The following is a 24694-nucleotide window of genomic DNA, read 5'->3' as shown; positions in this document are numbered from 1 at the left end:
CTCGCCTCGATGACCGAGGGCGCGCGCGACGATGCGCGCGCCGACGCGAGGGCCCCCAGAGGCAGGGAGCGCCCCGGATGACCGCACAGGACCTGCACGACGGATGGACCCTGCGGGCCACGGCCGGGCCCGTCCCCGCCGAGCTCGCGGGACGAGAGGTCGCCGCGGAGGTCCCCGGCACCGTCCACACCGACCTCCTCGCCGCAGGCCTCATCCCCGACCCCTACCTGGACGAGAACGAGACGGCGCTCGCCTGGCTGCACCGCGCCGGCTGGCGGTACACCCGCCCATTGACGCTCGCCCCCGCGGACGACGACGAGCGCGTCGACCTGGTGTTCGAGGGCCTCGACACGGTGGCCGACGTGCGGCTCGACGACCGCCTGGTCGGCAGCACCGCCAACCAGCACCGCTCCTACCGCTTCGACGTGCGCGACGCCGCCGACGGGACGCCCCGCACCCTCGTCGTGGACCTGGCCTCCGCGCTCCAGCACGCCGAGGCCCTCGAGGCCCGGCTCGGGGCCCGCCCCGCCGCCTACTCCCACCCCTTCAACATGGTCCGCAAGATGGCGTGCAGCTTCGGCTGGGACTGGGGCCCCGACCTGCAGACCGCCGGCATCTGGAAGCCCGTCCGCGTCGAGCGGTGGCGCACCGCCCGCCTGGCCGAGGTCCGCCCGCTGGTCACCGTCGACGCCGAGGGGTTCGGGCGCGTCGCGGCGCACGTCCGGGTCGAGCGGTCCGGGCTCGGCGGCTCCGCGGACACGACGCTCGTGGTGCGGGCCCACGTCGCGGACGTCGAGGCCCAGGCGGTCCTGGCCCTCGGCGAGGACACCGCCGTCGTCCACCTCGCCGTCCCGCACGCGCCCCTGTGGTGGCCGGTGGGCCACGGCGCCCAGCCGCTGCTCGACCTGGACGTCGTCCTCGAGGCGGTGGGCGCGGACCAGGACGCCGCCCCCATCGCGCTGGACGCCTGGCGCCGCCGCATCGGGTTCCGCACCGTCGAGTTGGACACCCACCCCGACGAGTTCGGGTCCTCCTTCACGCTCCGCGTCAACGGCCGCTCGATCTTCGTCAAGGGCGCCAACTGGATCCCCGACGACCACCTGCTGACCCGGGTCACCCGCGCGCAGGTCGCCCGCCGGGTGGACCAGGCGGTCGGCGCGAACCTCAACCTGCTGCGCGTCTGGGGCGGCGGCGTGTACGAGTCGGAGGACTTCTACGACGTCTGCGACGAGCGGGGCGTGCTCGTGTGGCAGGACTTCCTGCTGGCGTGCGCGGCGTACCCCGAGGAGGACCCGCTCTGGGACGAGCTCGAGGCGGAGGCCCGGGAGAACGTCGCCCGGCTGACCCCGCACCCCTCGCTCGTGCTGTGGAACGGCGGCAACGAGAACCTCTGGGGCTTCGAGGATTGGGGCTGGAAGGACCGGCTCAACGGCGCGACGTGGGGTCGGCGGTACGCGACCGAGCTGTTCCCCGCCGTCGTCGCCGAGCTCGACCCGACGCGCCCCTACATGGACGGCAGCCCGTACTCCCCCGCCGCCGCGCCCGAGGGCACGCACCCGAACGACCCCGACCACGGCACCCACCACGAGTGGGAGGTCTGGAACCGGGTGGACTACACGGCGTACCGCGACGCGGCGCCAAGGTTCTGCTCGGAGTTCGGCTTCCAGGGCCCCCCGACGTGGGCCACCCTGCAGCGCGCGGTCCGGAACCCCGACGGGTCGCCGCTCGCCAAGACGGACCCGGTGTTCCTGCTGCACCAGAAGGCCGACGACGGCAACGGCAAGCTCGACCGCGGCCTGGCGCCGCACCTGGGCGTCCCCGAGGACTTCGCCGACTGGCACTGGGCCACCCAGCTCAACCAGGCGCGGGCCGTGCGGCACGCCATCGACCACTACCGGTCGTGGTGGCCGCGCACCACGGGCGCCATCGTGTGGCAGCTCAACGACTGCTGGCCGGTGACGTCGTGGGCGGCGGTGGACTCCGACGAGCGACGCAAGCCGCTGTGGCACGCGCTGCGGCACGCGTTCGCCGACCGGGTGCTCTCGGTGCACGAGCGGGACGGCCGGCGCGTCCTCGCGGTGGTCAACGACAGCCCCGAGCTGTGGCGTGGCGTGGTGGCCCTGCGGCGCGAGCTCTTCGACGGGACGCCGCTCGCCGCGGCGTCCCAACCGGTGAGCGTCGGCGCCCGGTCGGTGGCCCTGATCCCGCTGCCCGAAGAGGTCGCCACCCCGGGGGAGCCTCGCCGCGAGGTGCTCGTCGCCGAGCTCGACGACGTCCGCGCGGTGCACCTGTGGGCCGAGGACCTCGACCTCGACCTTGACCCCTCGCCGGTCGAGGCCGTGGCCACGCCGGCGGACGGCGGGTACCGGGTGGACGTCACGGCGCGCTCCCTCGCACGCGACGTCACGCTGCTGGTGGACCGGCTCGACCCGGACGCCGTGGTGGACGACGCCCTCGTGACCCTGCCGGCTGGCGCCCGGGCCACGTTCTGGGTGCGGACGTCGGCGCGCCTCGACGAGGACGCCCTGGTCGCGGCGCCGGTGCTGCGGACGGCGAACGACCTGCGGGCGGTGGGGCTGGTCGGGGACGCGCCGCTGGTGGGCACGCCCGCCGACTGACCCGAGCGGCCCGCCGACCGAGGCGATCGGGCCCCGCGGGCGCCGCGCTGGTGTAGCGTGCGGAGTACGTACCGTCCAGTCGGTATTGCGCTTCGTCCTGATATCGGGACAACGGCGCCCGTGGGGCACGACGTCGTGCCCGCTCGGACAGGAGCCACGCGATGCAGATCCTCGGCGCCGTGCTCGAGTCGGTGGGCGCTCCGGCGCCGTACGCCGCATCCAGGCCGCTCGCCGTGGGGCCGCTCGAGCTCGACCCGCCCCGCGCCGGCGAGGTGCTCGTGCGGATCGAGACGGCGGGCGTCTGCCACTCCGACCTCTCCGTGGTGGACGGCGCGCGGGCACGGCCCACCCCGATGCTGCTGGGCCACGAGGCCGCGGGCATCGTCGAGGAGCTGGGCGCGGGCGTCGACGGCCTCCAGGTGGGCGATCGCGTCGTCATGACGTTCCTCCCCCGCTGCGGGCGCTGCGCCGCGTGCGCGAGCGACGGCCGGCTGCCGTGCCCGGCCGGCAGCGCCGCCAACGGCGCGGGCGCGCTGCTGGGCGGCGGCGTGCGGCTGCACCGCGACGGGCAGCCGGTCGCGCACCACCTCGGCGTCTCCGCCTTCGCGTCCCACGCCGTGGTCGACCGCGCGTCAGTGGTCCGCGTGGGCCCCGACGTGCCGCCCGACGTGGCCGCGCTCCTGGGATGCGCCGTCCTCACCGGGGGCGGGGCGGTGGCCAACGCGGCACGGCCCGCCCCGGGCGAGACCGTCATGGTCGTCGGGCTCGGCGGCGTCGGCCTCGCGGCGGCGCTCGTGGCGCGCGCGCTCGGCCACCACGTGATCGGCGTGGACAGCAACGACGCCAAGCTGGCGCACGCGCGCGCCTGCGGGGTCGAGGAGGCCCTCTCCCCCGAGCAGCTCCTCGACTCGGGCCGCGTCACGCCCGTCGTGATCGAGGCCGCCGGCCACCCGCGCGCCTTCGAGACCGCGCTGGCCGCCACCGCCCCGGGCGGGCGCACCGTGACGGTCGGGCTGCCCTCCCCCGACGCCCGGGCCGCCGTGTCGCCGCTCCTGCTCACCGCCGAGGCCCGCACGATCATCGGCAGCTATCTCGGCTCCGCGACGCCCGAGCGCGACGTGCCCCGGTACGCGCGGCTGTGGCGCGAGGGCCGCCTTCCCGTCGAGCGGCTCATCTCCGCGCGCATCACACTCGAAGGCGTCAACGAGGCGATGGACGCGCTCGCCGAGGGCCGCGCTCTGCGCCAGCTCATCCACCTCGACGGCCACGCCGGCGAGCATCCCGATCCCGAGCGGAAGGACCTGCACTCCCATGGCTGAGACACGAGTCGCGATCGTCACCGGGGCAGCACGCGGGATCGGCGCGGCGATCGCCCGCCGCCTGGCGGCCGACGGGAGCCACGTCGCCGTGCTCGACCTGCGCGAGGAGGACACAGCCACCACCGTCCAGGCGATCGTCGACAAGGGCGGGCGTGCCATCGGCATCGGCGCGGACGTCGCCGCGGGGCCCGACGTGCGGGCCGCCGTGGCACGGACCGTCGAGGAGCTCGGCGCCCCCACGGTGCTCGTCAACAACGCGGGCATCCTGCGGGACAACCTGCTGTTCAAGATGGCCGACGAGGACTGGGACGCCGTCGTCTCCGTGCACCTGCGCGGCGCGTTCCTCATGGCCCGCGAGGTGCAGCGCCACCAGGTCGAGGCGCGGTGGGGCCGGGTGGTCAACCTGTCGAGCACCTCCGCTCTCGGCAACCGCGGGCAGGCGAACTACGCGGCCGCCAAGGCGGGCCTGCAGGGCTTCACCAAGACGCTGGCCATCGAGCTCGGCCCGTTCGGCATCACGGCCAACGCCATCGCCCCCGGCTTCATCGCCACCGACATGCTCCGCGCCTCGGCCGCCCGCCTGGGCATCACCTTCGAGGAGTACCTCGACGCCGCCGCGCGGCAGATCCCCGTGCGGCGGGTCGGCCAGCCCGACGACATCGCGGCCGCCGCGTCGTACCTCTGCTCGGACGAGGCGTCGTTCGTCTCGGGCCAGGTGCTGTACGTGGCCGGCGGGCCGCAGGGCTAGGGGGCCCGCCGTGCGCGCCTTCGCCAGCCCTGCCGCCCTGCTCGACGCCGCGGGCGCGGACCTCGGCGCCGGGGAGTGGCTCCCCGTCGAGCAGGACCGCGTCGACGCGTTCGCCGCCGCGACGGACGACGAGCAGTGGATCCACGTCGACCCCGAGCGCGCGGCCGCGGGCCCGTTCGGCGCCCCGATCGCGCACGGCTACCTCACGCTCTCGCTGCTGCCCGCGCTGACCTCGTCGCTCCTGGTGGTCGAGGGCGTCACGATGGCTGTGAACTACGGGCTCGACCGGGTGCGGTTCCTCCAGCCGGTGCGCGTCGGCTCCCGGGTGCGGGCCACCGGCACGGTGGCCGACGCGCGGCGGGTGGACCTCGGAGTGCGGCTCACGCTCCATGTGGCGGTCGAGATCGACGGCGCCGAGAAGCCCGCGCTGGTGGCGGACGCGATCTCGGTGCTCGCCGGCTGAGCCTAGGGCCGAGCTCCGCCCGCGTGGCCAACCGGGTCAGCGGAGCCGCTCGATCACCATCGCCATCCCCTGGCCGCCGCCCACGCACATCGTCTCGAGGCCGTACCGCCCGTCCGTCGCGGCCAGCCCGTTGAGAAGGGTCGCGGTGATCCGGGCCCCGGTCATGCCGAACGGGTGCCCGACGGCGATGGCGCCGCCGTGGACGTTCAGGCGCTCCGGGTCGACACCGAGCTGCCGCGCGGAGGGCAGCACCTGCGCGGCGAACGCCTCGTTGACCTCGACCAGGTCCATGTCGTCGATGCCGAGCCCGGCCCGGGCGAGGGCCTGCCGGCTCGCCTCGACGGGCCCCAGGCCCATCACCTCGGGCGAGAGCCCGCTGACGCCGGTCGACACGATCCGGGCGAGAGGCGCGAGGCCCAGCTCGTCGGCGAGCCTCTCGCTCATGATCACCAGGGCTGCCGCGCCGTCGTTGAGGGCGCAGCAGTTCCCCGCAGTCACTGTGCCGTCCGGCCGGAACACCGGGTCCAGGCCGGCGAGCGAGTCGACGGTCACCCCGGCACGCGGGCCGTCGTCGCGCGCGACCACGGTTCCGTCCGGCCGCAGCACCGGCGTGATCTCCCGTTCCCAGAACCCGCTGGCCAGCGCGTCCTGGGCGCGTTGCTGGCTGCGGGCCGCGAACTCGTCCTGCTCGTCGCGGGTGATCCCGCACAGCTCGGCGACGTTCTCGGCGGTCTGGCCCATCGCCACGTACACGTCCGGCAGGTCGCCCACGGCGCGAGGGTCCGCCCAGCGCCCCCCGCCGGCTGCGAGCTTGTCGCTGCGCGCCATCGCGTCGGCGAGCCGCGGGTTGCGCAGGTCCTCCCCCGGGATGTGGTCGCTCGTGCCGCGGGTCGAGCGGCTGACCGTCTCGACTCCCGCGGAGACGAACGCGTCGCCCTCCCCGGCCTTGATCGCGTGGAAGGCCATCCGGGTGGACTGCAGGCTGGACGCGCAGTAGCGGGTGACGGTCGTGCCGGGCACCGTGTCGAGCCCGAGCAGCACGGCCACCACACGGGCCATGTTCATGCCCTGCTCGCCCCCGGGCAGGCCGCAGCCCAGGATGAGGTCGTCGATGCGCTCGGGGTCCAGCGCGGGGACGGCCGCGAGCGCGGCGGCGACCATGGTGGCGGCCAGGTCGTCGGCGCGGACGTCGGCGAGGGACCCTTTGAAGGCCCGGCCGATGGGCGACCTGGTGGCGGAGACGATGACGGCTTCCGGCTGGGCTGGCGCGGGCATGGCGGAGTCCTCTCGGGCGGTGGCTGGGCGCTACGCGAACGCGGCGTGGCCGGTGATCGCCCGGCCGACGATGAGGCTGTTCATCTCGCGGGTGCCCTCGTAGGAGTAGATGCCCTCGGCGTCGGCGAAGTGCCGGGCGACGTCGTTCTGCAGCAGGATCCCGTTGCCGCCGAGGATCTCCCGCGACCAGGCGACGGTCTCGCGCATCCGGCTGGTGGCGAAGGACTTGGCGAGTGCCGCGTGCTCGTCGAGCTGGCGGCCCTCGTCGAGCAGGCGTGAGACCTGCATGCACAGCGCGATGCTGGCCGTGATGTTGCCCAGGCACCGCGCGAGCAGGTCCTGGACGAGCTGGTGGGCGCCGATGGGCCGCCCGAACTGCTCCCGCTCCCTCGCGTAGGCGACTGCCGCCTCGTACGCGCCGATCGAGTTGCCGACGGCCTGCCACGCCACCTCGGCGCGGGTGAGCCGCAGCACGGTGGCCACGTCGCGGAAGGACTCGACGCCGGGCAGCCGGAGCTCGTCGGGCACCACGACGTCCTGGAGGGTGATGTCGGCGTTCTGCACGATTCGCAGGCTCTGCTTGCCCTCGATCTTGGCGGCGGCGAACCCTGGGGTGGCGGTGGGCACCAGGAAGCTCTTGACCTGCCCGTCCGCGGCGTCGCGGGCGGCGATCACCACGATGTCCGCGAAGGTCCCGTTGCCGATCCAGCGCTTGGCGCCGTTGAGCACCCAGCCCTCGCCGCGCCGTTCGGCGGTGGTGCGCAGGCCGCGCGCTGAGTCGGAGCCGGACAGCGGCTCGGTGAGGCCAAAGGCGCCGACGACCTCGCCGGTGGCCATCTGGGGCAGCCACTCCTGGCGTTGGGCGGGCGAGCCGCCGTTCGCGATGGACCCCATGGCGAGCCCGCTCTGCACGCCCACGAACGAGGACACCGACGCGTCGACGCGGGACATCTCGAGGGCGATCCAGCCGCGCCACTGGGCCGAGTTCTCGAACTGCCGGGACTCCTCCCAGGCGGCGCCGAGCAGGCCGAGCCCGGCGAGCGGCTTGACGAGGTGGCTGGGGAACTCGGCGCGCGCCCAGAAGTCGTTCACGATGGGACCGACCTCGGCCTCGAAGAAGTCGCGCACGGCCAGTGTCGCCTCGACCTCCCGCGGGCTGAGGCTGTCCTGGAACGAGTAGAAGTCGCTGCTCAACAGGTCTGACCGCATCCTGGGCTCCATCGCTCGGGGGTGTCGTTCCCGCCACTATGCATCATTCTGCAGAATGTTGCACCCGTTCTGCCCGGTCGTTACTGTGCGGGCATGACCTCGACCGCCACCTCGACCGCCACGGCGCCCCGGGTCCCGGGCCTCGGGGACCTCGGGGCCGCGCTCGCGCCGAGCCGGCTGTCCCGGCGGCTCGAGCAGGGCCCCGACGGGCACCCGGACGCGCTGCGCGCCTTCCTGCTCGCCCGCAAGACGTTCGTGGCAGGCGAGCGCGTCGACATGGGCGACCTCGCGGCCAGCCTGGGGGTGGACCGCACGTCGCTGTTCCGCTGGGTGGGCAACCGCGACGCCCTGCTCTCCGAGGTGCTGTGGTCGCTGGCCGTGCCGACGCTGACCCACGCCGACACCCTCGCCGCGGGGCGCGGCGCCGACCGGGTCGTCGCCCTGCTCACCGAGTTCGTCGACGCGCTCATCTCGGCCGACTACTTCCGGGCGTTCCTGCGCCGCGAGCCCGCTCGGGCGCTGCGCCTGCTGACCACCAAGGAGAGCCAGGTGCAGCGGCGCTACGTCGCGGTGACCGAGCACGTCCTCCGCGCGGAGTCCGAGGCCGGCTGCCTGACGCTCGGGCTGCCCGCCCACGACCTGGCCTACCTGCTGGTCCGCATCTCCGAGTCGTTCACCTACGCCGACCTGGTGACGGGCGAGGAGCCCAGCGCCGAGCGCGCGCACGCCGCGTTCTCCTACGTCCTGCGGGGCACCTGACCGAACACACGATCCGCACCCACGACGAGGTGGAGACATGGACGAGTACGGGCACCTGGCGTCGTTCGCGACGCGCTGGAACGACAACGACGTGTACGGCCACGTCAACAACGCCGTCTACTACGAGGCGATGGACACGACCATCAACACGTGGCTGATCGAGCACGGCGGCCTCGACCTGGTGGACGGCCCCTCCATCGGGGTGTGCAAGGCCTCCTCGTGCGAGTACACGGCGTCAGGGAGCTACCCCGACGTGCTGGTGGTGGGCCTGCGCGCCGGGCGGCTCGGCTCGACGAGCCTCACCTGGGAGACCGGCATCTTCCGGGAGCGGGACGGCGAGCTGCTCGCCACGGGCCGCTTCGTGCACGTCTTCGTCGATCGGGCCCACCGCCGGCCCGTGCCGATCCCGGCAGCGCTGCGCGCCGCGGTCGAGGCCCGACTCGTCGCGTGACGCCCGGGCTCCCGGTCGCGGTCCAGCCACCGCCATCCACCAAACCGACTGGCCGGTATGTTACGTTGGCGCTCCAGGGCCACCGCCCCACCGGGGCGCGTCGCCACGACCTCAGCGGAGAGACGCCGACTGTGAGCGAGCACCCGACCGACCCGGTGGGCCTGTCCACCGCAACGCTCGAACGATGGCTGCGCGCCGTGCGCCCCGACCTCGTCACCGCCGCCCCGCTGCGCGCCACCCTCCTCGACGGAGGGCGCTCCAACCTCACCTACCGCCTGGACGGCGCCGCCACGCCCCTGGTGCTGCGCAGGCCACCGCTCGGCCACGTGCTCAGCACCGCCCACGACATGGCCCGCGAGCACCGCGTCATCGCCGCGCTGGCGCCGACGTCGGTGCCGGTCCCCCGCGCCGAGCTCCATCACGACGACGCCGACGGCGCAGCCGGCGTGGGCACGCCCTTCTACCTGATGCGGCTCGTCGAGGGCGACGTGCTGCGCACCCCCAGCGACAACGCCGGCTTCACCGCATCCCAGCTGCGGGGTCTCAGCCTCGACCTGGCCGCCACGCTCGGCCGGCTGCACGGTCTCGACCCGGCCGCGATCGGGCTCGGGACCCTCGGACGCCCTGACGGGTTCCTCGCCCGGCAGGTGCGACGCTGGGGCGCGCAGTACGACCTGTCCCGCAGCCGTCCGATGCCCGAGCTCGACCACCTCCAGGACCGGCTCCGCACGAGCGTGCCCGCGACCACCCAGGACTCCCTGCTGCACGGGGACTACCGCCTCGACAACGTCATCGTCCAGGTCGGCGCCGACGGCGCGCCCCGCCTCGCGGCGGTCCTCGACTGGGAGATGGCCACCCACGGCGACTCCCTCACCGACCTCGGGCTGCTGGCCCTGTACTGGGACATCCGCGCGATCGGCGGAGACTCGCTCGGCATCGCCACCAGCGCCGTCGACACCACGGCGGGATACCCCGCGTTCGACGAGCTCGTCGACGCGTACAGCGCCGAGAGACGCGTCCGGGTCCCCGAGCTGTCCTGGTACCGGGCCTTCGCCGCGTACAAGCTGGCGATCATCCTCGAGGGGGTCCACTACCGGCACCGGGCGGGCGAGACCGTCGGGCCCGGCTTCGACACCGTGGGCGCGCTCGTCGCCCCGCTCGCCGCCCACGGGCTCGCCTGCCTGGGCACGACCAGCGCCACCGCCAGGTAGGAGACGACATGGACTTCGCCCCCGACGCCACCGCCTCGAAGCATGCGGACCTCATGCGGGACTTCCTGGAGGACTGCGTCTACCCCGCCGAGCCCGTCCTGCGCCGGGAGGTCGCGCAGACGCCGGACGTGTGGTCCCTGCGCCCCGTCGTGGGCCTGCTCCGCGACGACGCCCGCGAGCGCGGCCTGTGGAACCTGTTCCTGCCCGGCGAGCACGGCGACGGCGGCCGCGGGCTGACCACGCTGCAGTACGCCCCGGTGGCCGAGCTGAGCGGCCGCAGCCCCCAGCTCGCGCCGGTCGCGATGAACTGCGCGGCGCCGGACTCGGGGAACATGGAGCTCCTGCACGAGTTCGGCACTCCCGCCCAGCGGGAGCGCTGGCTGGCCCCCCTGCTCGCGGGGTCCATCCGCTCCGCCTTCTGCATGACCGAGCCGGACGTCGCGTCCTCGGACGCGGCCGGCCTGGCCACCCGCATCCGCCGGGACGGCGACTCCTACGTCGTCACGGGCCGCAAGTGGTGGTCGACGGGCGCGATGAACCCCGACGCGGCGCTCCTGGTCGTGATGGGGACCACCGATCCCCAGGCGGCTCGGCACCGGCGGCAGAGCATGATCCTGGTGCCGCGTGACACCCCCGGCGTCCGGGTCGTCCGGCCGCTGAGCGTCTTCGGCTACGACGACCGGGACCACGGCGGCCACGCGGAGGTGGTGTTCGAGGACGCGCGCGTCCCGGTCGAGAACCTGGTGCGGGGCGAGGGCGACGGGTTCGCCATCGCGCAGGCGCGGCTCGGGCCAGGGCGCGTCCACCACTGCATGCGGGCGCTGGGCATGGCCGAGCGCGCCATGGACCTGATGGGCGCCCGAGCCCGGCAGCGCGTCGCGTTCGGCCGCCCGCTCGCGGCCCAAGGAGTCGTGCGGGAGTGGCTCGCGGAGTCGCGCTGGACCATCGAGGCCCTGCGCCTCCTCGTGCTGAAGACCGCGTGGCTCATGGACACCGTGGGCAACCGCGCCGCGATGACGGAGATCCAGGCGATCAAGGTCGCCGTGCCGGGCGCCGTGCAGCAGATCCTGGACCGCGCCATGCAGCTCTTCGGCGCCGCGGGGCTCGACGACGACGAGCCCCTCGCCGCGATGTTCGCCGCCGCACGGGCGCTGCGCCTGGCCGACGGGCCCGACGAGGTGCACCGCGCCTCGCTCGGCGCCGCCGAGGCACGCCGCACCGCCACACCCGACGAGGCCGATGCCCTCGCGCCCTGAGCTGTCCCACCGGTGGTGTGCCACAACACCGGAGCACGTCGACCACGACGATGAAAGGAAGGGCAACGATGTCGACACCCCAGTCCTCGCCACCGCTCGAGTCCTCTCCACCGCTCGAGCCCTCACCACACCTCGACCCCTCTCCCCCGGCCGCCCAGACCGCGCCGGACCCCACGCTGGCCGGGCTCGGCCACGGCAGCCTGTCGGTGGCCTCGATCCTCGCCGAGCAGGCCCGTCGCACCCCCGACCGGACGGCGGTGGTCTGGGCGGGCACGTCCACGACCTACCGGGACCTGTGGGCCCAGGCCTGCGGCTACGCGGGCGCGCTGCGGGCCCGCGGCATCGGCCCGGGCGACCGCGTGGCGATGCTGGTGCCGAACGTCCCCGACTTCCCGCGCGTGTACTACGCGGTGCTCGCGCTCGGCGCGGTCGTGGTCCCCGTCCACCTGCTGTTCAAGGCGGAGGAGATCGAGCACGTGCTGCGCGACAGCGGCGCCCGGGTCCTCGTGGTCGCGGCGCCGCTGCTCCCGGTGGCGGCGCCCGCCGCAGCCGCCGCCCGCGTGCCGATCGTGTCCGTGCTCCTCCCGGAGGCGCTCGCAGCGCAGAGCGGCGTCCCCCGCCTCGAGGACGAGGCCTCGGTCGCCGAGCCGATCAGCCGTCTCGAGCCCGTCAACCCGCTGGCGGCGGCGACGGTGCTCTACACCAGCGGCACCACCGGGCGGCCCAAGGGCGCCGTGGGCTCGCACCTCGCGCTGGTCGAGCAGGTGCACGTGGCGCTCATCGACACGTTCGACATGACCGCCGACGATGTGGTGTTCGGCGGGCTCCCGCTGTTCCACAGCTTCGGGCAGAGCTCGGTGATGAACACCGCGTTCCGGCGCGGCGCCACCGTGCTGCTGATCCCCCGGTTCGACCCGGTGGAGGCGCTCGACCTGATGGTGCGGCACGGGGCCACGGTGTTCACCGCGGTGCCCACGATGTACGTGGCGTTGCTGGCGGCCGCCGCCGAGCACCCGGGGCGGCCGCCGCTGCGGTACGCGGTCTCCGGGGGGTCCGCCCTGCCGGTGGCGGTGCTCGAGCAGTTCGAGGCGACGTTCGGCGCCTCGGTGCACGAGGGCTACGGGCTCACCGAGACCTCCCCGACGGTGTCGTTCAACTACGTCACCGAGCCGCCGCGCCCGGGCACCGTGGGACGCGCGCTGTGGGGGGTCGACGTCGCGATCGCGGACGCCGCGGTCGAGGACTCGGTCGAGCTCCTGCCGCCGGGGGTCGTCGGGGAGGTCGTGGTCCGCGGGCACAACCTGTTCAAGGGCTACCTGGGCCGGCCGGAGGACACGGCTGCGGTGATGGTGGACGGCTGGTTCCGCACGGGCGACCTCGGCACGCAGGACGCCGAGGGCATCCTCACCATCGTGGACCGCAAGAAGGACATGCTGGTGCGCAGCGGCTACAACGTGTACCCGAGCGAGGTCGAGCAGATCCTGGTGCGCCATCCCGGCGTCGCCATCGCGGCCGTCTTCGGGCTGCCGGACGCGGCCCGTGGGCAGGAGATCCACGCGGCCGTGGTCGCCTCGCCGGGCGCCAGCCTCGACGGCGAGGACGTGGTGGCGTTCGCCAAGGAGCGGATCGCGGCGTACAAGTACCCGCGCCACGTGCACGTGGTCGACGCGCTGCCCGTGGGGGCGAGCGGCAAGGTCCTCAAGCGCGAGCTCGTCGCGACGTTCACGCCCGAGGCCTGAGACGCCTGCGGCGCCGCACGGCACAGGTCCTGTGCCGTGCGGCGCCGCGGGTGTGCGGGCCGCGCCGGGCGGTGTCAGGACGTCGGGACGCCGTCGTCCTCGAGCGCCACCGGGCCGCCCGTGTACGGCGCCACCGGGCCGTCCCCCGCCTCCGCCGTGTACGGCTCGCCGACGTACTCCTGCACCCCGCCCGCGACCACGGTGACCTGGACCCCCTGGTAGGCGCCGTTGTTCGTCGTCGAGAGCGCGAGCGGCACCACCCCGTTGCCGCGCAGGTCCCCGGACGTCACCGCGTCGACGATGCCCTGCCGGGTCGGCGTGCCACCGGCGTTCGCCAGCGCCTCGGCGAACAGGTAGCCCACGGACATGCCGTACACGGTGTTCCCGTCGAACGGCGCCCCCTCGTTGTACTCGTCGTTGATCTGGCGGAACAGCGTGGTCCACTCGTCCGTCTCGCTGAAGTGGGACGGCAGGTAGTTGGCGCTGACGAAGCCCTCGAGCAGCGCGGCGTTCTCCCCGAGGTACTGCGAGACGGTGCCGTAGTCCCCGCCCACCGACGACGACAGCCACTGGGGCTGGTAGCCGAGCTTGGCGGCCGTGCCGACCGCCAGGGCGCTGAACGCGTTGATCGCCGCCAGGAACACCACCTCGCAGCCGGCCTGCTTCATCGCGGCCACCTGCGCCGAGACGTCGGGGTTGGACGTCGTGTAGGCCTGCTCGGAGGCGAGGCCGTCGTCGCCCAGCACGGTGCGCAGGCCCGCACCGAAGTCCTCGCCGAGGTCGTCGTCCTGGCCCAGCAGGCACGCGGTCGCGCCGGGGTGCTGCTCCTGGGCGTACGTCGCGAGCGCCTTGGCCTCGGCGGTGTAGTCCGCGTTGAACCCGAAGGTCCACGGGTACTTCTCGGGCTGGTTGAAGATCGGGCTGCCGGACGCGACGAACAGGTCGGGCACCTCGTTCTCGTCGAGGAAGTCCAGCACCGCGCTGTGCGGCGCCGTGCCGAGGCCGTTGAGCACCGCGAACACACGGTCCTCGAGGACCAGCTCGCGCACCACGGACTGCGTGGTCGCGGGGTTGTAGCCGTCGTCCTTGACGATGTACTCGATGCTGCGGCCGTTCACCCCGCCGTTGTCGTTGAGGTACGCGAAGTAGGCGCTGGTGGCCGCGGAGATCGACGCGTAGCCGGCCGCCGCCGGCCCGGTCAGCGGGTGGTGCGTGCCCACCACCACCGTGGTGTCGGTGACGCCGGGCGCGGGCTCCCCCTCTGCCGCGCCCTGGTTCGCGCCGTCGTCGGCGTCCCCGCTGCACGAGGCGAGCAGCGGGGCGAGGAGCGCGGCGACGCCGAGCGCGGCGACCACCTGGACGATCCTGGGACGTGTCATCGGTGACACCTTTCTCTCGGGTCTGTCAGGGTCGGTTCGGACGTCTGGGGTCGGGCTGACGGGCCGGGGCTGACGGGAGGCGGCTCACCCCGTGGTCGGCGCGCGGGCAGCCGCGCCCTCGGGGACGGGCGCGGGGGCGGGCGCCGGGCCGCGCGCGCTCCACCGGCGCCGCAGGGCGCCCCGGGCGCGGGCGAGCGCCCCGTGGATGCCACGCGGGGCGACGATCATGAGCACGATGAGCAGGAGCCCGAAGACGAGCAGCGCGAGGTTCCCCTCGAGCCGCTGGGCGAGCGTCGGGGAGACCGGGAGCGTCTCGGCGATCGAGGTGGTGGCCTCGGGCAGCGCGACGAGCAGCAGCGCCCCCCAGAACGCCCCGGCGAGGGACCCGAGCCCGCCGATGACCACGGCCACCACAAGGAACAACGAGAAGACGAGCGAGTAGGCGCCTGGGTTGGCGATCTGGGTGACGTACGCCAGGACGGCGCCGCCGAGCCCCGCCGCGGCGGCGCTGAGGGTGAAGCTGACGACCTTGACGCGGGTCACGTCGATCCCGGCGAGCCTCGCCGCGGCCTCGTCGTCGCGCACCGCGGCGATCTGGCGGCCCGCGCTGCCCGAGGCGAGGTTGCCGAGCACCAGCAGCACCAGGGCGGCCGCGGTGATCGCGACCCACGCCTGCCACTGCTCGGCGCCGACCCATGGGCGCAGCGCGTCGGGTCGCCGCTCGATCTCGATCCACAGGCCGCGGTCACCGCCGAGGGTCCGGGAGAACGTGCTGGTGATCGCGGGCACGGCCACCACGACGGCCAGCGTGAGCCCGGCCAGGTACGGGCCCCGCAGCCGCGCCCCGGCGGCGCCGAGCAGCGCTCCCAGGGCCGCGGCGGCGAGGACTCCGGCGGCCAGCGGGACCACCAGGCGGACGGCGCCGCTCGCTCCTGCGGCGCTGAGCGCGTTCGAGGAGAGCCCGAACCCGTACGCCCCGGCCGCCATGAGCGCGGCGTGCCCGAGCGACAGCTGCCCGCCCCTGCCCACCAGGAGCGTCAGGCCGGCAGTGGCGCACAAGTAGGCGGCGACGATGGCGACCTGGTAGGCGCGGTACGGCTCGAGCACGAAGGTGGCGCCGATCGCGAGCGCAAGCCCCGCCACTGTCAGGCCCAGCCGTCGCGTCGCCGGACCGGGCCGCCGCCAGGAGCCGTGGACGTGGACGGGGACGTGGGCGCTCATGCCTGCCTCACCTGCCTCGCGCTGAAGATCCCTGAGGGCCGCGCGATCAGCACGACCACGAGGAGCGCCAGCACGGCGATCGGCGCGAGAGTCGAGCCGAGGTAGCCGGTCACCATGCTGAGCAGCACCCCCACCGCCAGACCGCCCAGGGCCGCGCCCACCGGGGAGTCGAGGCCCCCGACGATCGCCACCGTGAACGCGTAGACGAACAGGGTGTCGGTCGCGTGGGGGTTGAGCCCCAGCTCGGTGGGGATGACGAGCACCGCGGCGAGGGCGCCGACGGCTGCCGAGAGCGCCCACCCGAGGGTGAGCATCCGCGAGACGGGGACGCCGAGCAGCCGGGACGTCTCCGGGGCGAAGGCCGCGGCGCGCATCCGCAGCCCCACCGACGTCCGCGTGAACAACAGCCCGAAGGCCACGAGGAGCACCGCGACGGCGCCCAGGACGTACAGGTCGTAGGGCGACAGCAGCGGCGTCCCGGCCACCCACAGCGGCTCCATGCTGAACGGCACCGCCATCGGCTTGTAGTCGTTGCCGAACGCGATGCCGAGCACCGCCTGCAGCACCATCACCACGCCGAGCGCGACGATCACGCTGTTCAGCGGGGATCTTCCAGCCACGTGCCGCATCACCCCGCGCTCCACGGCGAAGCCGAGCGCCGCCCCGCCCAGCACCGCCGCGCCGAGGCCCAGCCAATAGCTGCCGGTGGCCGTCGTGACCGCGAAGGCGACGTACGTGGTCGCCGCGGCCATGGCTCCCTGCGCGAAGTTGACGATGCGCGCCGCCCGCCAGATGAGCACGAGGGCCAGGGCGAAGACGGCGAACACGGCGCCGCGGGCGAGCCCGCTGCTCAGCAGGTGCAGGAAGTGGTCCATCAGAACCCCAGGTAGGCGTGGCGGAGCGCGTCGTCGTGGAGCAGCGAGCGCGCGGGGCGGGTGGCGACGACCTGGCCGAGGTGCAGCACGACGCCGTGGTCGGCGACCGACAGCGCGCTGCGCACGTTCTGCTCGACGAGCAGGATGGTGAGCCCGCGCTCGTCGCAGAGCCGGCGCAGCATCGTCATGATGTCGGCGACGACCCGGGGCGCCAGGCCCAGCGAGGGCTCGTCGAGCAGGAGCAGCCGCGGGCCCGCCACCAGGGCTCGTCCCACGGCGAGCATCTGCCGCTCACCCCCGGAGAGCTGGTGGCCCGGGCTGGCGGCGCGGCGGGCCAGCGGCTCGAACAGGGCGTAGACCTCGTCGACGGCGGCCCGCAGGTCCCGTCCGCCGGCGCGCCACAGGCCGCCCAGCCGCAGGTTCTCGTCGACGGTCAGCTCGACGATCACACCGTGCCCCTCGGGGACGTGGGCGAGGCCGGCGCGGACCCTCTGCTCGACGGGCGCCGCGAGCAGGTCCTGCCCGTCCAGGAGCGCGGTCCCCGCGGTGGGCCGCACCAGTCCGGACAGCGCGCGCAGGAGCGTCGTCTTGCCCGCGCCGTTCGCCCCCACGACCGCGACGATGTCGCCGGCCGGCACTTGGAGCGTCACGTCGCGCAGCACCGGGGAGGCGCCGTACCCGGCGGTGAGGCCGGCGACGTCGAGCAACGGATGCCCGCCTCCCGTCCGCCCGCCGCCGGGCGCCGCCGTCGGCGCGGTCATCGTGGTCCTCCCCCGCCGTGCGGGGCCACGTCGGCCTCGATCCCCAGGTAGGCCTCGACCACGGCGGGGTCGGATTGGACCTCGGCGGGCGTCGCGTCGGCGATGAGCCGTCCGAAGTCGAGCACAGCGACGCGGTCGCACAGCGACATGACCAGGTCGACGTGGTGCTCGACCAGCAGGATCGCGCACCCGCGGGTGGCGGCGAGATCGCGGACGGTCTGCGCGAGCTCGGTGATGTCAGCGGCGCCGAGGCCGCCGGCCGGCTCGTCGAGCAGCAGCAGCGCCGGATCGCTGACCAACGCGCGGGCCAGCGCGACGCGCTTCCGCACGGGGTACGGGAGGTCCCCTGGCAGCCGTCCCGCGGTGTCGCGGATGCCGAGCGCGTCGAGGGCGTCATCGGCCCGCCGCTCCGCCGTCCGCTCGTGCCTGGCAGCCCGTGGAGCCCCCAGGGCGGCGGCGAGCATGCCGGGCGCCGCGGTGCTGAGCCCTGCCATGACGTTGGCCCGCACGGTCAGCCCGGCGAACAGCCCGAGCCCTTGCAAGGTGCGGGCCACGCCGTCCCGGACGAGCCGGTGGGTGACCGGCGGCCGCGACGAGGCGCCGATCCGCACCTCGCCGGAAGTCGGTCGCACGATGCCGCACACGACGTTGAACAGGGTCGTCTTGCCGGCGCCGTTGGGCCCGATGAGGCCGACCACCTCGCCGTCCGAGACGGTCAGGTCCACGTGGTCGAGCGCCACCACGCCGCCGAACCGCACGCTGACGTCGTGGAGCGAGAGCCGTGTGGTGGCGGCTGTGGCCGGGGCCGCGCTGCGGGACATGAACACCTCGTCGTGTCGGTCGTGGGCCCACCCTAGCAAGAAACCGACTAGACGGTATGTTGTCGTGACCGAACCGTGCCCTTCGCGCCGGAGGGCCGGACGGTCGGACGGTCGGGCGACAGCCCTTTAGCGGTGCCCGACCCCGGCGACGAGCCCGCCGTCCACCACGAACTCGGCCCCCGTCGAGTACGAGGACTCGTCGCTCGCCAGGAACACCACCGTCCCCGCGACCTCCTCGGGGGCCGCCGGCCGGCCGAGGGGGATCGGCAGGTGCTCCGGGTCGAGCCGCTCCGTCATCGCGCTGGTGATGAACCCCGGGTGGATCGAGTTCACGCGGATGCCGTGCTTCCCCACCTCCATCGCGACGGACTTGGTCAGCCCGCGCACCGCGAACTTGCTCGCCACGTAGCCGTGGAGCGCCGCGCTCCCCCGGAGCCCCTCGACCGAGGACACGTTGATGATGGAGCCGCGGCCCAGCCCCTTCATGCCGGGCACCACCGCCTTGACGCCCAGGAACACTCCCGTGACGTTCACCGCCAGCGTCGCGTTCCAGCTCGCGAGCGAGTACGACTCGATCGACCCGGCCGTCGCGATCCCGGCGTTGTTGACCAGCACGTCCGCCGGCCCCCACATCTGCTCGACGGCCCGGACCACGGCCGACCACCCGGCCTCCGCCGTCACGTCGAGGTGGTGGAAGATCGCCGCCTCGCCCAGCTCGTCGGCGAGCAGCTTGCCCTCGTCGTCGAGCACGTCGGCCACCACCACCCGGGCGCCCTCCCGGACCATCGCCCGGGCGTAGGCGGCCCCGAGCCCGCGGGATCCCCCCGTCACGATGGCGACCTTGCCGTCGAGTCGTCCCACTGCGCACCCCTCCCGGTTGGTCGCGGCGCGCCCTGACCGGGCCGCCGTCGTCGTCACGCCACGGCGATGACCACCCGGCCGACCGTCGTGCCGTCTGCCAGCTGCTGGATCGCGTCCGCGGCCTGCTCGAAGGGGACGACCTGACGCACCACCGGCCGCACCAGCCCTTCGGCCGCCAGGCGGGTCAGCTCGCGATGCGTCGCGGCGACCAGGTCGGGGCGGCGCTCCGCGTACAGCCCCCAGTAGAGGCCGAGCACCGCGTAGTTCTTCAGCAGGGCGTGGCTCGGCCGCATCGTCTGGATCACGCCGCCCGCGAAGCCCACCACCACGATCCGCCCCTCGAACGCCACGCACCGCGTCGACCGGTCGAACGAGTCCCCGCCCACCGGGTCGTAGACGACATCCGCGCCTCGTCCCCCGGTGGCCTCCCCGACCGCCTCGACGAAGTCCTCGGCGCTGCGGTCCACCACGACGTCCGCGCCCGCGGCCCGCGCCACCTCGACCTTGGCGGCGTTGCCGACGACGCCGATCACCTGGGCCCCGGCCGCCTTGCCGAGCTGCACGGCGGCCGTGCCCACTCCCCCTGCGGCGGCGTGCACCAGCAGCGTCTCGCCGGGCTGGATCCGCGCCCTGCGGTGGAGGCCGAAGTGCCCGGTCTGGTGCCCGATGTACAGGGCTGCCGCCTCGGCGTCGCTCAACTGCTCGGGGGCCGGGAACACCAGCGCCGCGTCGAGCACGGCGTACTCCGCCAGCACGCCGATGCGCGACCCCACCACGCGCTGCCCCGGCACGAGATGTCCCACCCCGTCCCCGGTGGCCACGACCTCCCCGCACAGCTCGATACCGGGCACGAACGGCAGCGCCGGCCTCACCTGGTACTCGCCACGGGCGAGCAGCACGTCGGGGAAGTTGGCGGCCACGGCGAGGGCCCGCACCAGCACCTGGCCAGGGCCCGGCGCCTGGCGGTCGACGTCCACCAGACGCAGCACGTCGCGCGGCTCGCCATGGGCCTCGACCCGCCAGGCGCGCATCATCGCCGCCGGGCTGGCGCGTCGGCGCTGAGGCTGTCCAGGAAGAGGTCGGTGATCTGTGCGGCGATCTTGCCCTTGCTCTCAGGGCCGGCCGGCGAGTACCAGTGCGACAGGTAGTGCACGTCGGAGAAGAAGTGCGCCACTAGGACGGCTCGCGGCACGTCGGCCCGGTAGACGCCCTCGCGCTGACCGCGCTCGATGATGGAGGAGAAGTCGTCGTGGTACTTCCGGCGCCTGCGCTTGACCTCCTCCTGCCGCTCGTCCGAGAGCATGTGGACGGACCGGAAGAAGACGGTGCCCTCGGGCAGGTAGTCGATCGACGTCTCGATGACGTCGACGCACACCGCGCGCAGGGTCTCCTGGGTCGGCAGCCCGCTGTCGACGATCTGGGACAGGCGCTCGCCCTGCAGCGTGAGCAGCTGCTCGTAGATGGCGAACAGCAGGTCGTCCTTGGAGCGGAAGTAGTGGTACATCGCACCCTTGGTGACGCCCGCGGCCTCGACGATCTGCTGAACGGAGGTCGTCGCGTAGCCCTGGGTCGCGAACAGGTCGACAGCGGCCTTCTTGACGCTGTCCTGGACGCTCGAGTTCTTCACGGGGGTTGTCCTTCCTCAGGAGACCGGGCTGATCGAGCCGCCGCCGTCGATGACGATCGTCTGCCCGGTGATCCAGCCGGCGTCCCGCGACAGCAGGAACGCCACGGGCCCCGACACGTCCGTCGGCGTCCCCAGCCTGGCAAGAGGATAGGACGCGGCGACCTGCTCCTCCCGTCCTGCGTACAGGGCGCGGGCGAAGTCGGTCTTGACCACCGCGGGGGCCACGGCGTTGACGCGCACCCGCGGCGCGAGCTCGAAGGCGAGCTGGGTGGTCAGCGAGATGAGCGCGGCCTTGGACACCCCGTAGAACGCGATGCCCGGGCTGGCCGTGAGTCCGGCGATCGAGGCGATGTTGACGATGGCGCCCCCGTCCCCATCGGCCAGGCCGTGCGCCACGGCGTCACGCGACCACTCGAGGGCGCTCACCACGTTGACGTCCAGGATCTTGCGGACCACCGCGGAGTCGATCTCGAGCGCGGGCCCGTAGGCCGGGTTCACCCCGGCGTTGTTCACGAGCAGGTCGAGCCGCCCGAGCTCCCGGTCCACGAGGTCGAGCACGGCGGCGCGGTGCTCCGGGTCGTCGGCCCGACCGGCGACGTGGTGGACGGCCTCCGGGGCGCCGAGGCTGACCGCCGCCTCGCGCAGCGCGCCCTCGTCTCGTGCGGTGATGACCACCTGGGCGCCCTCGGAGACGAGCCGCTCCGCGATGCTGAGCCCGATGCCCCGGCTCGCGCCGGTCACGACGGCGACCTGCCCCTCGAAGCGTCTCACCGGGCTCCTCTGCTCAGCGGCAACAAACCGACTGTTCGGTATGACCGGAGTGTAGCGCACGGCTGCCGCACGCGATCCTCCGGCGGGAACCTTGGCCCAGGCGCATCCCGGCGTGCGACGTCGCGGCCGGGCCATCAGCACGAGCCCTGGCACTAGGCTGGCGCGCGTGACGAGCAGGGCGGACGCCGTGGGCCTGGTGCTGGCTCGACCTGCCCGGATGCTCGGGCTCGAGCCCTTCTTCATGGAGCTGATCGCCGGCATCGAGGAGACGCTCGGCTCCGACGACCGCTCGCTCCTGCTGCACGTCGTGCCCGACCACGACGCCGAGATCGCCGCGTACCGCCGGTGGGGCAAGGGCCAGATGGTCGACGCCGTCGTGGTCGTCAACGTCGTGGCCGACGACCCGCGGCTGCCGGTGCTCGCCGAGCTGGGCATCCCCGCCGTGGTCATCGGCGGCCCCACCCGCGACCTGCCGTTCTCCAACGTCTGGATCGACAACGCGCAGGCGATGCGCGACGCCGTGGCGCACCTCGTCTCGCTCGGCCACCTGCACCTCGCCCGGGTCAGCGGGCCCGCCGCCCTGGCGCACACGCAGACCCGCACCGAGGCGTTCCTCTCCGAGTGCACCCGCCGGGGCGCCGAGGGCACCGTGGTCGAGGGCGACTACACGGAGCTCTCCGGGACACGGGCCACCCGTGCCCTCCTCGGCCGCCGGGGCGCCCCGTCGGCGATCGTCTACGACAACGACGTGATGGCTCTCGCGGGGCTCGGCGTCGCGCAGGAGATGGGCGTCTCGGTCCCCGAGCGGCTGTCGATCCTCGCGTGGGACGACTCCGCCCTGTGCCGGCTCGCCCACCCGCCGCTGTCCGCGATGAGCTTGGACGTGCACGCGATGGGCGCCCAAGCCGCCGATTGCGTGCTCAACCTGCTCGCTGACGGCCCTGTCGCATCGCACATGGCGCCGCTCCCCCGCCTCGTCGCGCGCGGGTCCACCGCCACCTACACGCCCTGACCTCGTACTTCCCCGCGTGGAGACGGTGCGGACGGCCCTTCCTGGTGGTTGGGTAGGGACATGAACCGGCAGGCCGAGCTCGTCCCCGTCCCCGTCGACCCGGCGCGCCTGCACGCGGTCGCGCGGGGCATGTCCCACGAGCCGCACTCCGTGCTCGGGCCCCACGTCGACAGCGGGCGGACGACGATCCGCGTGCTGCGGCCCTTGGCCGACGCCGTCGAGGTCGTCACCCAGCAGGGCTCGTTCCCCGCCACCCATGAGGTGGACGGCGTCTGGTTCGTGGTGCTGCCCGGCGACCAGGTGCCGGACTACCGGCTGGATGTGACGTACGCCGGCCAGACCACCCGCACGGACGACCCCTACCGGTTCCTGCCGACGGTCCACGAGCTCGATCGCCACCTCATCCGCGAGGGCCGCCACGAACAGCTGTGGACCGTGCTCGGCGCGAACACGCACACCTACCCGAGCATGCTCGGCGAGGTCCGCGGCACGGCGTTCGCCGTCTGGGCGCCCAACGCCGTCGCGGTCCGGGTCGTCGGCGACTTCAACCACTGGCAGGGAACCCAGAACGCCATGCGCTCACTGGGCGACCGCGGCGTCTGGGAGCTCTTCATCCCGGGCGTCGAGGCAGGGGCGCGGTACAAGTACGAGATCCTCGGGCGCGACGGCTCGTGGCGGCAGAAGGCCGACCCCTTGGCCAAGGGCACCGAGGTGCCCCCTGCGACCGCGTCTGTCGTGGTCGAGAGCCGCCACGAGTGGACCGACGACGCCTGGCTCGCGGGCCGCTCCTCGCGTGACCCGCACACCGGCCCGGTGAGCATCTACGAGGTGCACCTCGGCTCGTGGCGGGCCGGCCTGTCCTACCGGGAGCTCGCGACACAGCTCACCGAGTACGTGCTGGACCTGGGGTTCACCCACGTCGAGCTGATGCCCGTGGCCGAGCACCCCTTCGGCGGGTCCTGGGGATACCAGGTCTCCTCGTACTACGCGCCCACCTCGCGGTTCGGCCACCCTGACGACTTCCGGCACCTCGTGGACACCCTGCACCGCGCCGGGATTGGCGTGATCGTCGACTGGGTGCCCGCCCACTTCCCCAAGGACGAGTGGGCGCTGGCCCGTTTCGACGGCACCCCGCTCTACGAGCACCCGGACCCCCTGCTGGGCGAGCAGCCGGACTGGGGCACGTTCGTCTTCAACTACGGACGGCTCGAGGTCCGCAACTTCCTCGTGGCCAACGCGACCTACTGGCTCGAGGAGTTCCACGTGGACGCGCTGCGCGTCGACGCTGTGGCCTCGATGCTGTACCTGGACTACTCCCGCCAGCCGGGGCAGTGGCGCCCGAACATCCATGGTGGCCGGGAGAACCTCGAGGCCATCGGCTTCCTCCAGGAGGCCAATGCCACGGCCTACCGGCGCACCCCCGGCGTGATGATCATCGCCGAGGAGTCGACCGCCTGGCCCGGAGTGACCGCCCCGACTGACCAGGGCGGGCTCGGGTTCGGGTTCAAGTGGAACATGGGCTGGATGAACGACACCCTGCGCTACATGGCGGAGGAGCCGATCAACCGGCGCTACCACCACAACGAGGCCACGTTCTCCCTCGTGTACGCCTTCACCGAGCACTTCATCCTGCCGATCAGCCACGACGAGGTCGTCCACGGCAAGGGCTCCCTCATGGGGAAGATGCCGGGAGACGACTGGCAGAAGCTGGCGAATGTGCGGGCGCTGCTCGCCTACCAGTGGTCCCACCCGGGCAAGCAGCTGCTCTTCATGGGCTCCGAGTTCGGCCAGGGCGCGGAGTGGTCGGAGTCGCGCAGCCTCGACTGGTGGCTGCTCGACAATCCGCTGCACGCGGGGGTCCATCACCTGGTGCGCGACCTCAACCGCCTGTACCGCGAGACTCCGGCCCTCTGGGAGCTCGACGACTCGCCGCAGGGCTTCGAGTGGATCGACTCGAACGACGCCGACCACAACGTCCTCGCCTATCTGCGCCGTGACTCCGCAGGCCGCCAAGTCGCGGTGGTCGTGAACTTCGCCGGCACCCCGCACGAGGGATATCGGCTCGCGCTGCCCAGTGGCGGGCGCTGGATCGAAGCGCTCAACACTGACGCCACGGTGTACGCCGGCTCTGGTGTGGGCAATCTCGGCGCGGTCGAAGCCGTTCCCGAGCCGCACTATGGCCGTCCGTTCTCGGCGACCGTCCGCGTTCCTCCGCTAGGAGCCGTCTACTTCATCGCGGAGTGAGGAAAGCGACGCCGGGAGCGACAAGCTCCCGGCGTCGAACGCACTCTGGCCTGCCTCGGCGGCCCTTCGGGATC

Annotated in this window: 22 protein-coding genes; 11 read left to right on the top strand and 11 right to left on the bottom strand. The window is 73.6% G+C overall.

Going from position 1 to position 24694, the window contains the following annotated elements:
• Positions 1 to 77 precede the first annotated feature (77 nt).
• From NP064_RS05080 to NP064_RS05065, 4 genes are all read left to right on the top strand, one after another.
• A complete protein-coding gene (locus NP064_RS05080) occupies positions 78 to 2618 on the top strand; it encodes a glycoside hydrolase family 2 protein (RefSeq protein ID WP_227570517.1) in 2541 nt (846 codons plus the stop codon).
• Positions 2619 to 2779: 161 nt separating this feature from the next.
• Entirely contained in the window at positions 2780 to 3937 is a 1158-nt protein-coding gene (locus NP064_RS05075; RefSeq protein ID WP_227570516.1) for an alcohol dehydrogenase catalytic domain-containing protein, read from the top strand.
• Positions 3930 to 4685, top strand: coding sequence for a 3-oxoacyl-ACP reductase FabG (fabG, locus tag NP064_RS05070; RefSeq protein ID WP_227570515.1), 756 nt, complete (start codon positions 3930 to 3932; stop codon positions 4683 to 4685). The genes NP064_RS05075 and fabG overlap by 8 nt, the downstream gene beginning before the upstream one ends.
• A 10-nt stretch (positions 4686 to 4695) precedes the next feature.
• Positions 4696 to 5148, top strand: a complete 453-nt coding sequence (locus NP064_RS05065; RefSeq protein ID WP_227570514.1) for a MaoC family dehydratase — start codon at positions 4696 to 4698, stop codon at positions 5146 to 5148.
• Between the two features lie 36 nt (positions 5149 to 5184).
• On the opposite strand, the gene NP064_RS05060 is transcribed toward NP064_RS05065, so the two are convergent.
• Positions 5185 to 6423 carry an acetyl-CoA C-acetyltransferase gene (locus NP064_RS05060; RefSeq protein ID WP_227570513.1) on the bottom strand — a complete coding sequence of 413 codons (1239 nt, stop codon included), beginning with the start codon at positions 6421 to 6423 and terminating at the stop codon, positions 5185 to 5187.
• Positions 6424 to 6453: 30 nt separating this feature from the next.
• Entirely contained in the window at positions 6454 to 7632 is a 1179-nt protein-coding gene (locus NP064_RS05055) for an acyl-CoA dehydrogenase family protein (protein ID WP_227570512.1), read from the bottom strand.
• 93 nt (positions 7633 to 7725) lie between these two features.
• Here NP064_RS05055 and NP064_RS05050 point away from each other — a divergent pair, with 93 nt between their 5' ends.
• The 5 genes from NP064_RS05050 (at position 7726) to NP064_RS05030 (ending at position 13048) form a co-directional block, all read left to right on the top strand.
• Entirely contained in the window at positions 7726 to 8391 is a 666-nt protein-coding gene (locus NP064_RS05050) for a QsdR family transcriptional regulator (protein WP_227570511.1), read from the top strand.
• Positions 8392 to 8428: 37 nt separating this feature from the next.
• Positions 8429 to 8842 carry an acyl-CoA thioesterase gene (locus NP064_RS05045; protein WP_227570510.1) on the top strand — a complete coding sequence of 138 codons (414 nt, stop codon included), beginning with the start codon at positions 8429 to 8431 and terminating at the stop codon, positions 8840 to 8842.
• A 131-nt stretch (positions 8843 to 8973) separates the two neighbouring features.
• A complete protein-coding gene (locus NP064_RS05040; protein ID WP_227570509.1) occupies positions 8974 to 10053 on the top strand; it encodes a phosphotransferase family protein in 1080 nt (359 codons plus the stop codon).
• Positions 10054 to 10061: 8 nt separating this feature from the next.
• The gene (locus tag NP064_RS05035) at positions 10062 to 11309 is read left to right on the top strand and encodes an acyl-CoA dehydrogenase family protein (protein WP_227570508.1); all 1248 of its coding nucleotides are present in this window, start codon (positions 10062 to 10064) and stop codon (positions 11307 to 11309) included.
• A 68-nt stretch (positions 11310 to 11377) separates the two neighbouring features.
• The gene (locus NP064_RS05030) at positions 11378 to 13048 is read left to right on the top strand and encodes an AMP-binding protein (RefSeq protein WP_256813788.1); all 1671 of its coding nucleotides are present in this window, start codon (positions 11378 to 11380) and stop codon (positions 13046 to 13048) included.
• A 74-nt stretch (positions 13049 to 13122) separates the two neighbouring features.
• Here NP064_RS05030 and NP064_RS05025 read toward each other — a convergent pair whose 3' ends face one another.
• The 9 genes from NP064_RS05025 to NP064_RS04985 all read right to left on the bottom strand — a co-directional run bounded on the left by NP064_RS05025 (position 13123) and on the right by NP064_RS04985 (position 21364).
• The gene (locus tag NP064_RS05025; RefSeq protein ID WP_227584649.1) at positions 13123 to 14427 is read right to left on the bottom strand and encodes an ABC transporter substrate-binding protein; all 1305 of its coding nucleotides are present in this window, start codon (positions 14425 to 14427) and stop codon (positions 13123 to 13125) included.
• Between the two features lie 84 nt (positions 14428 to 14511).
• Entirely contained in the window at positions 14512 to 15648 is a 1137-nt protein-coding gene (locus NP064_RS05020) for a branched-chain amino acid ABC transporter permease (protein ID WP_227570506.1), read from the bottom strand.
• Positions 15645 to 16523, bottom strand: a complete 879-nt coding sequence (locus tag NP064_RS05015; protein ID WP_227570505.1) for a branched-chain amino acid ABC transporter permease — start codon at positions 16521 to 16523, stop codon at positions 15645 to 15647. Before NP064_RS05015 ends, NP064_RS05020 begins: the two co-directional genes overlap by 4 nt.
• Positions 16523 to 17284, bottom strand: coding sequence for an ABC transporter ATP-binding protein (locus NP064_RS05010; RefSeq protein ID WP_227570504.1), 762 nt, complete (start codon positions 17282 to 17284; stop codon positions 16523 to 16525). The genes NP064_RS05015 and NP064_RS05010 overlap by 1 nt, the downstream gene beginning before the upstream one ends.
• Entirely contained in the window at positions 17281 to 18105 is an 825-nt protein-coding gene (locus NP064_RS05005; RefSeq protein WP_227570503.1) for an ABC transporter ATP-binding protein, read from the bottom strand. The genes NP064_RS05010 and NP064_RS05005 overlap by 4 nt, the downstream gene beginning before the upstream one ends.
• Positions 18106 to 18231: 126 nt before the next feature.
• Positions 18232 to 18966, bottom strand: a complete 735-nt coding sequence (locus NP064_RS05000) for a glucose 1-dehydrogenase (RefSeq protein WP_227570502.1) — start codon at positions 18964 to 18966, stop codon at positions 18232 to 18234.
• A gap of 53 nt (positions 18967 to 19019) precedes the next feature.
• The gene (locus NP064_RS04995) at positions 19020 to 20000 is read right to left on the bottom strand and encodes an NADPH:quinone oxidoreductase family protein (RefSeq protein ID WP_227570501.1); all 981 of its coding nucleotides are present in this window, start codon (positions 19998 to 20000) and stop codon (positions 19020 to 19022) included.
• Positions 19997 to 20593 carry a TetR/AcrR family transcriptional regulator gene (locus NP064_RS04990; protein ID WP_227570500.1) on the bottom strand — a complete coding sequence of 199 codons (597 nt, stop codon included), beginning with the start codon at positions 20591 to 20593 and terminating at the stop codon, positions 19997 to 19999. Before NP064_RS04990 ends, NP064_RS04995 begins: the two co-directional genes overlap by 4 nt.
• Positions 20594 to 20608: 15 nt before the next feature.
• Entirely contained in the window at positions 20609 to 21364 is a 756-nt protein-coding gene (locus NP064_RS04985; protein WP_227570499.1) for an SDR family oxidoreductase, read from the bottom strand.
• Between the two features lie 166 nt (positions 21365 to 21530).
• Here NP064_RS04985 and NP064_RS04980 point away from each other — a divergent pair, with 166 nt between their 5' ends.
• Both NP064_RS04980 and glgB read left to right on the top strand, forming a co-directional pair.
• Entirely contained in the window at positions 21531 to 22376 is an 846-nt protein-coding gene (locus NP064_RS04980; RefSeq protein ID WP_227570498.1) for a LacI family DNA-binding transcriptional regulator, read from the top strand.
• 60 nt (positions 22377 to 22436) lie between these two features.
• Positions 22437 to 24620 (top strand): 1,4-alpha-glucan branching protein GlgB, encoded by a 2184-nt coding sequence (gene glgB, locus NP064_RS04975; RefSeq protein WP_227570497.1) that lies wholly within the window; start codon positions 22437 to 22439, stop codon positions 24618 to 24620.
• The last annotated feature ends 74 nt before the right edge of the window (positions 24621 to 24694 follow it).

The organism is Cellulomonas chengniuliangii, from assembly GCF_024508335.1.
Lineage (GTDB): Bacteria > Actinomycetota > Actinomycetes > Actinomycetales > Cellulomonadaceae > Cellulomonas_A > Cellulomonas_A chengniuliangii.
Note: the sequence above shows the minus strand (reverse complement) of the source record. Positions and strands in the feature narration are given on the sequence as shown.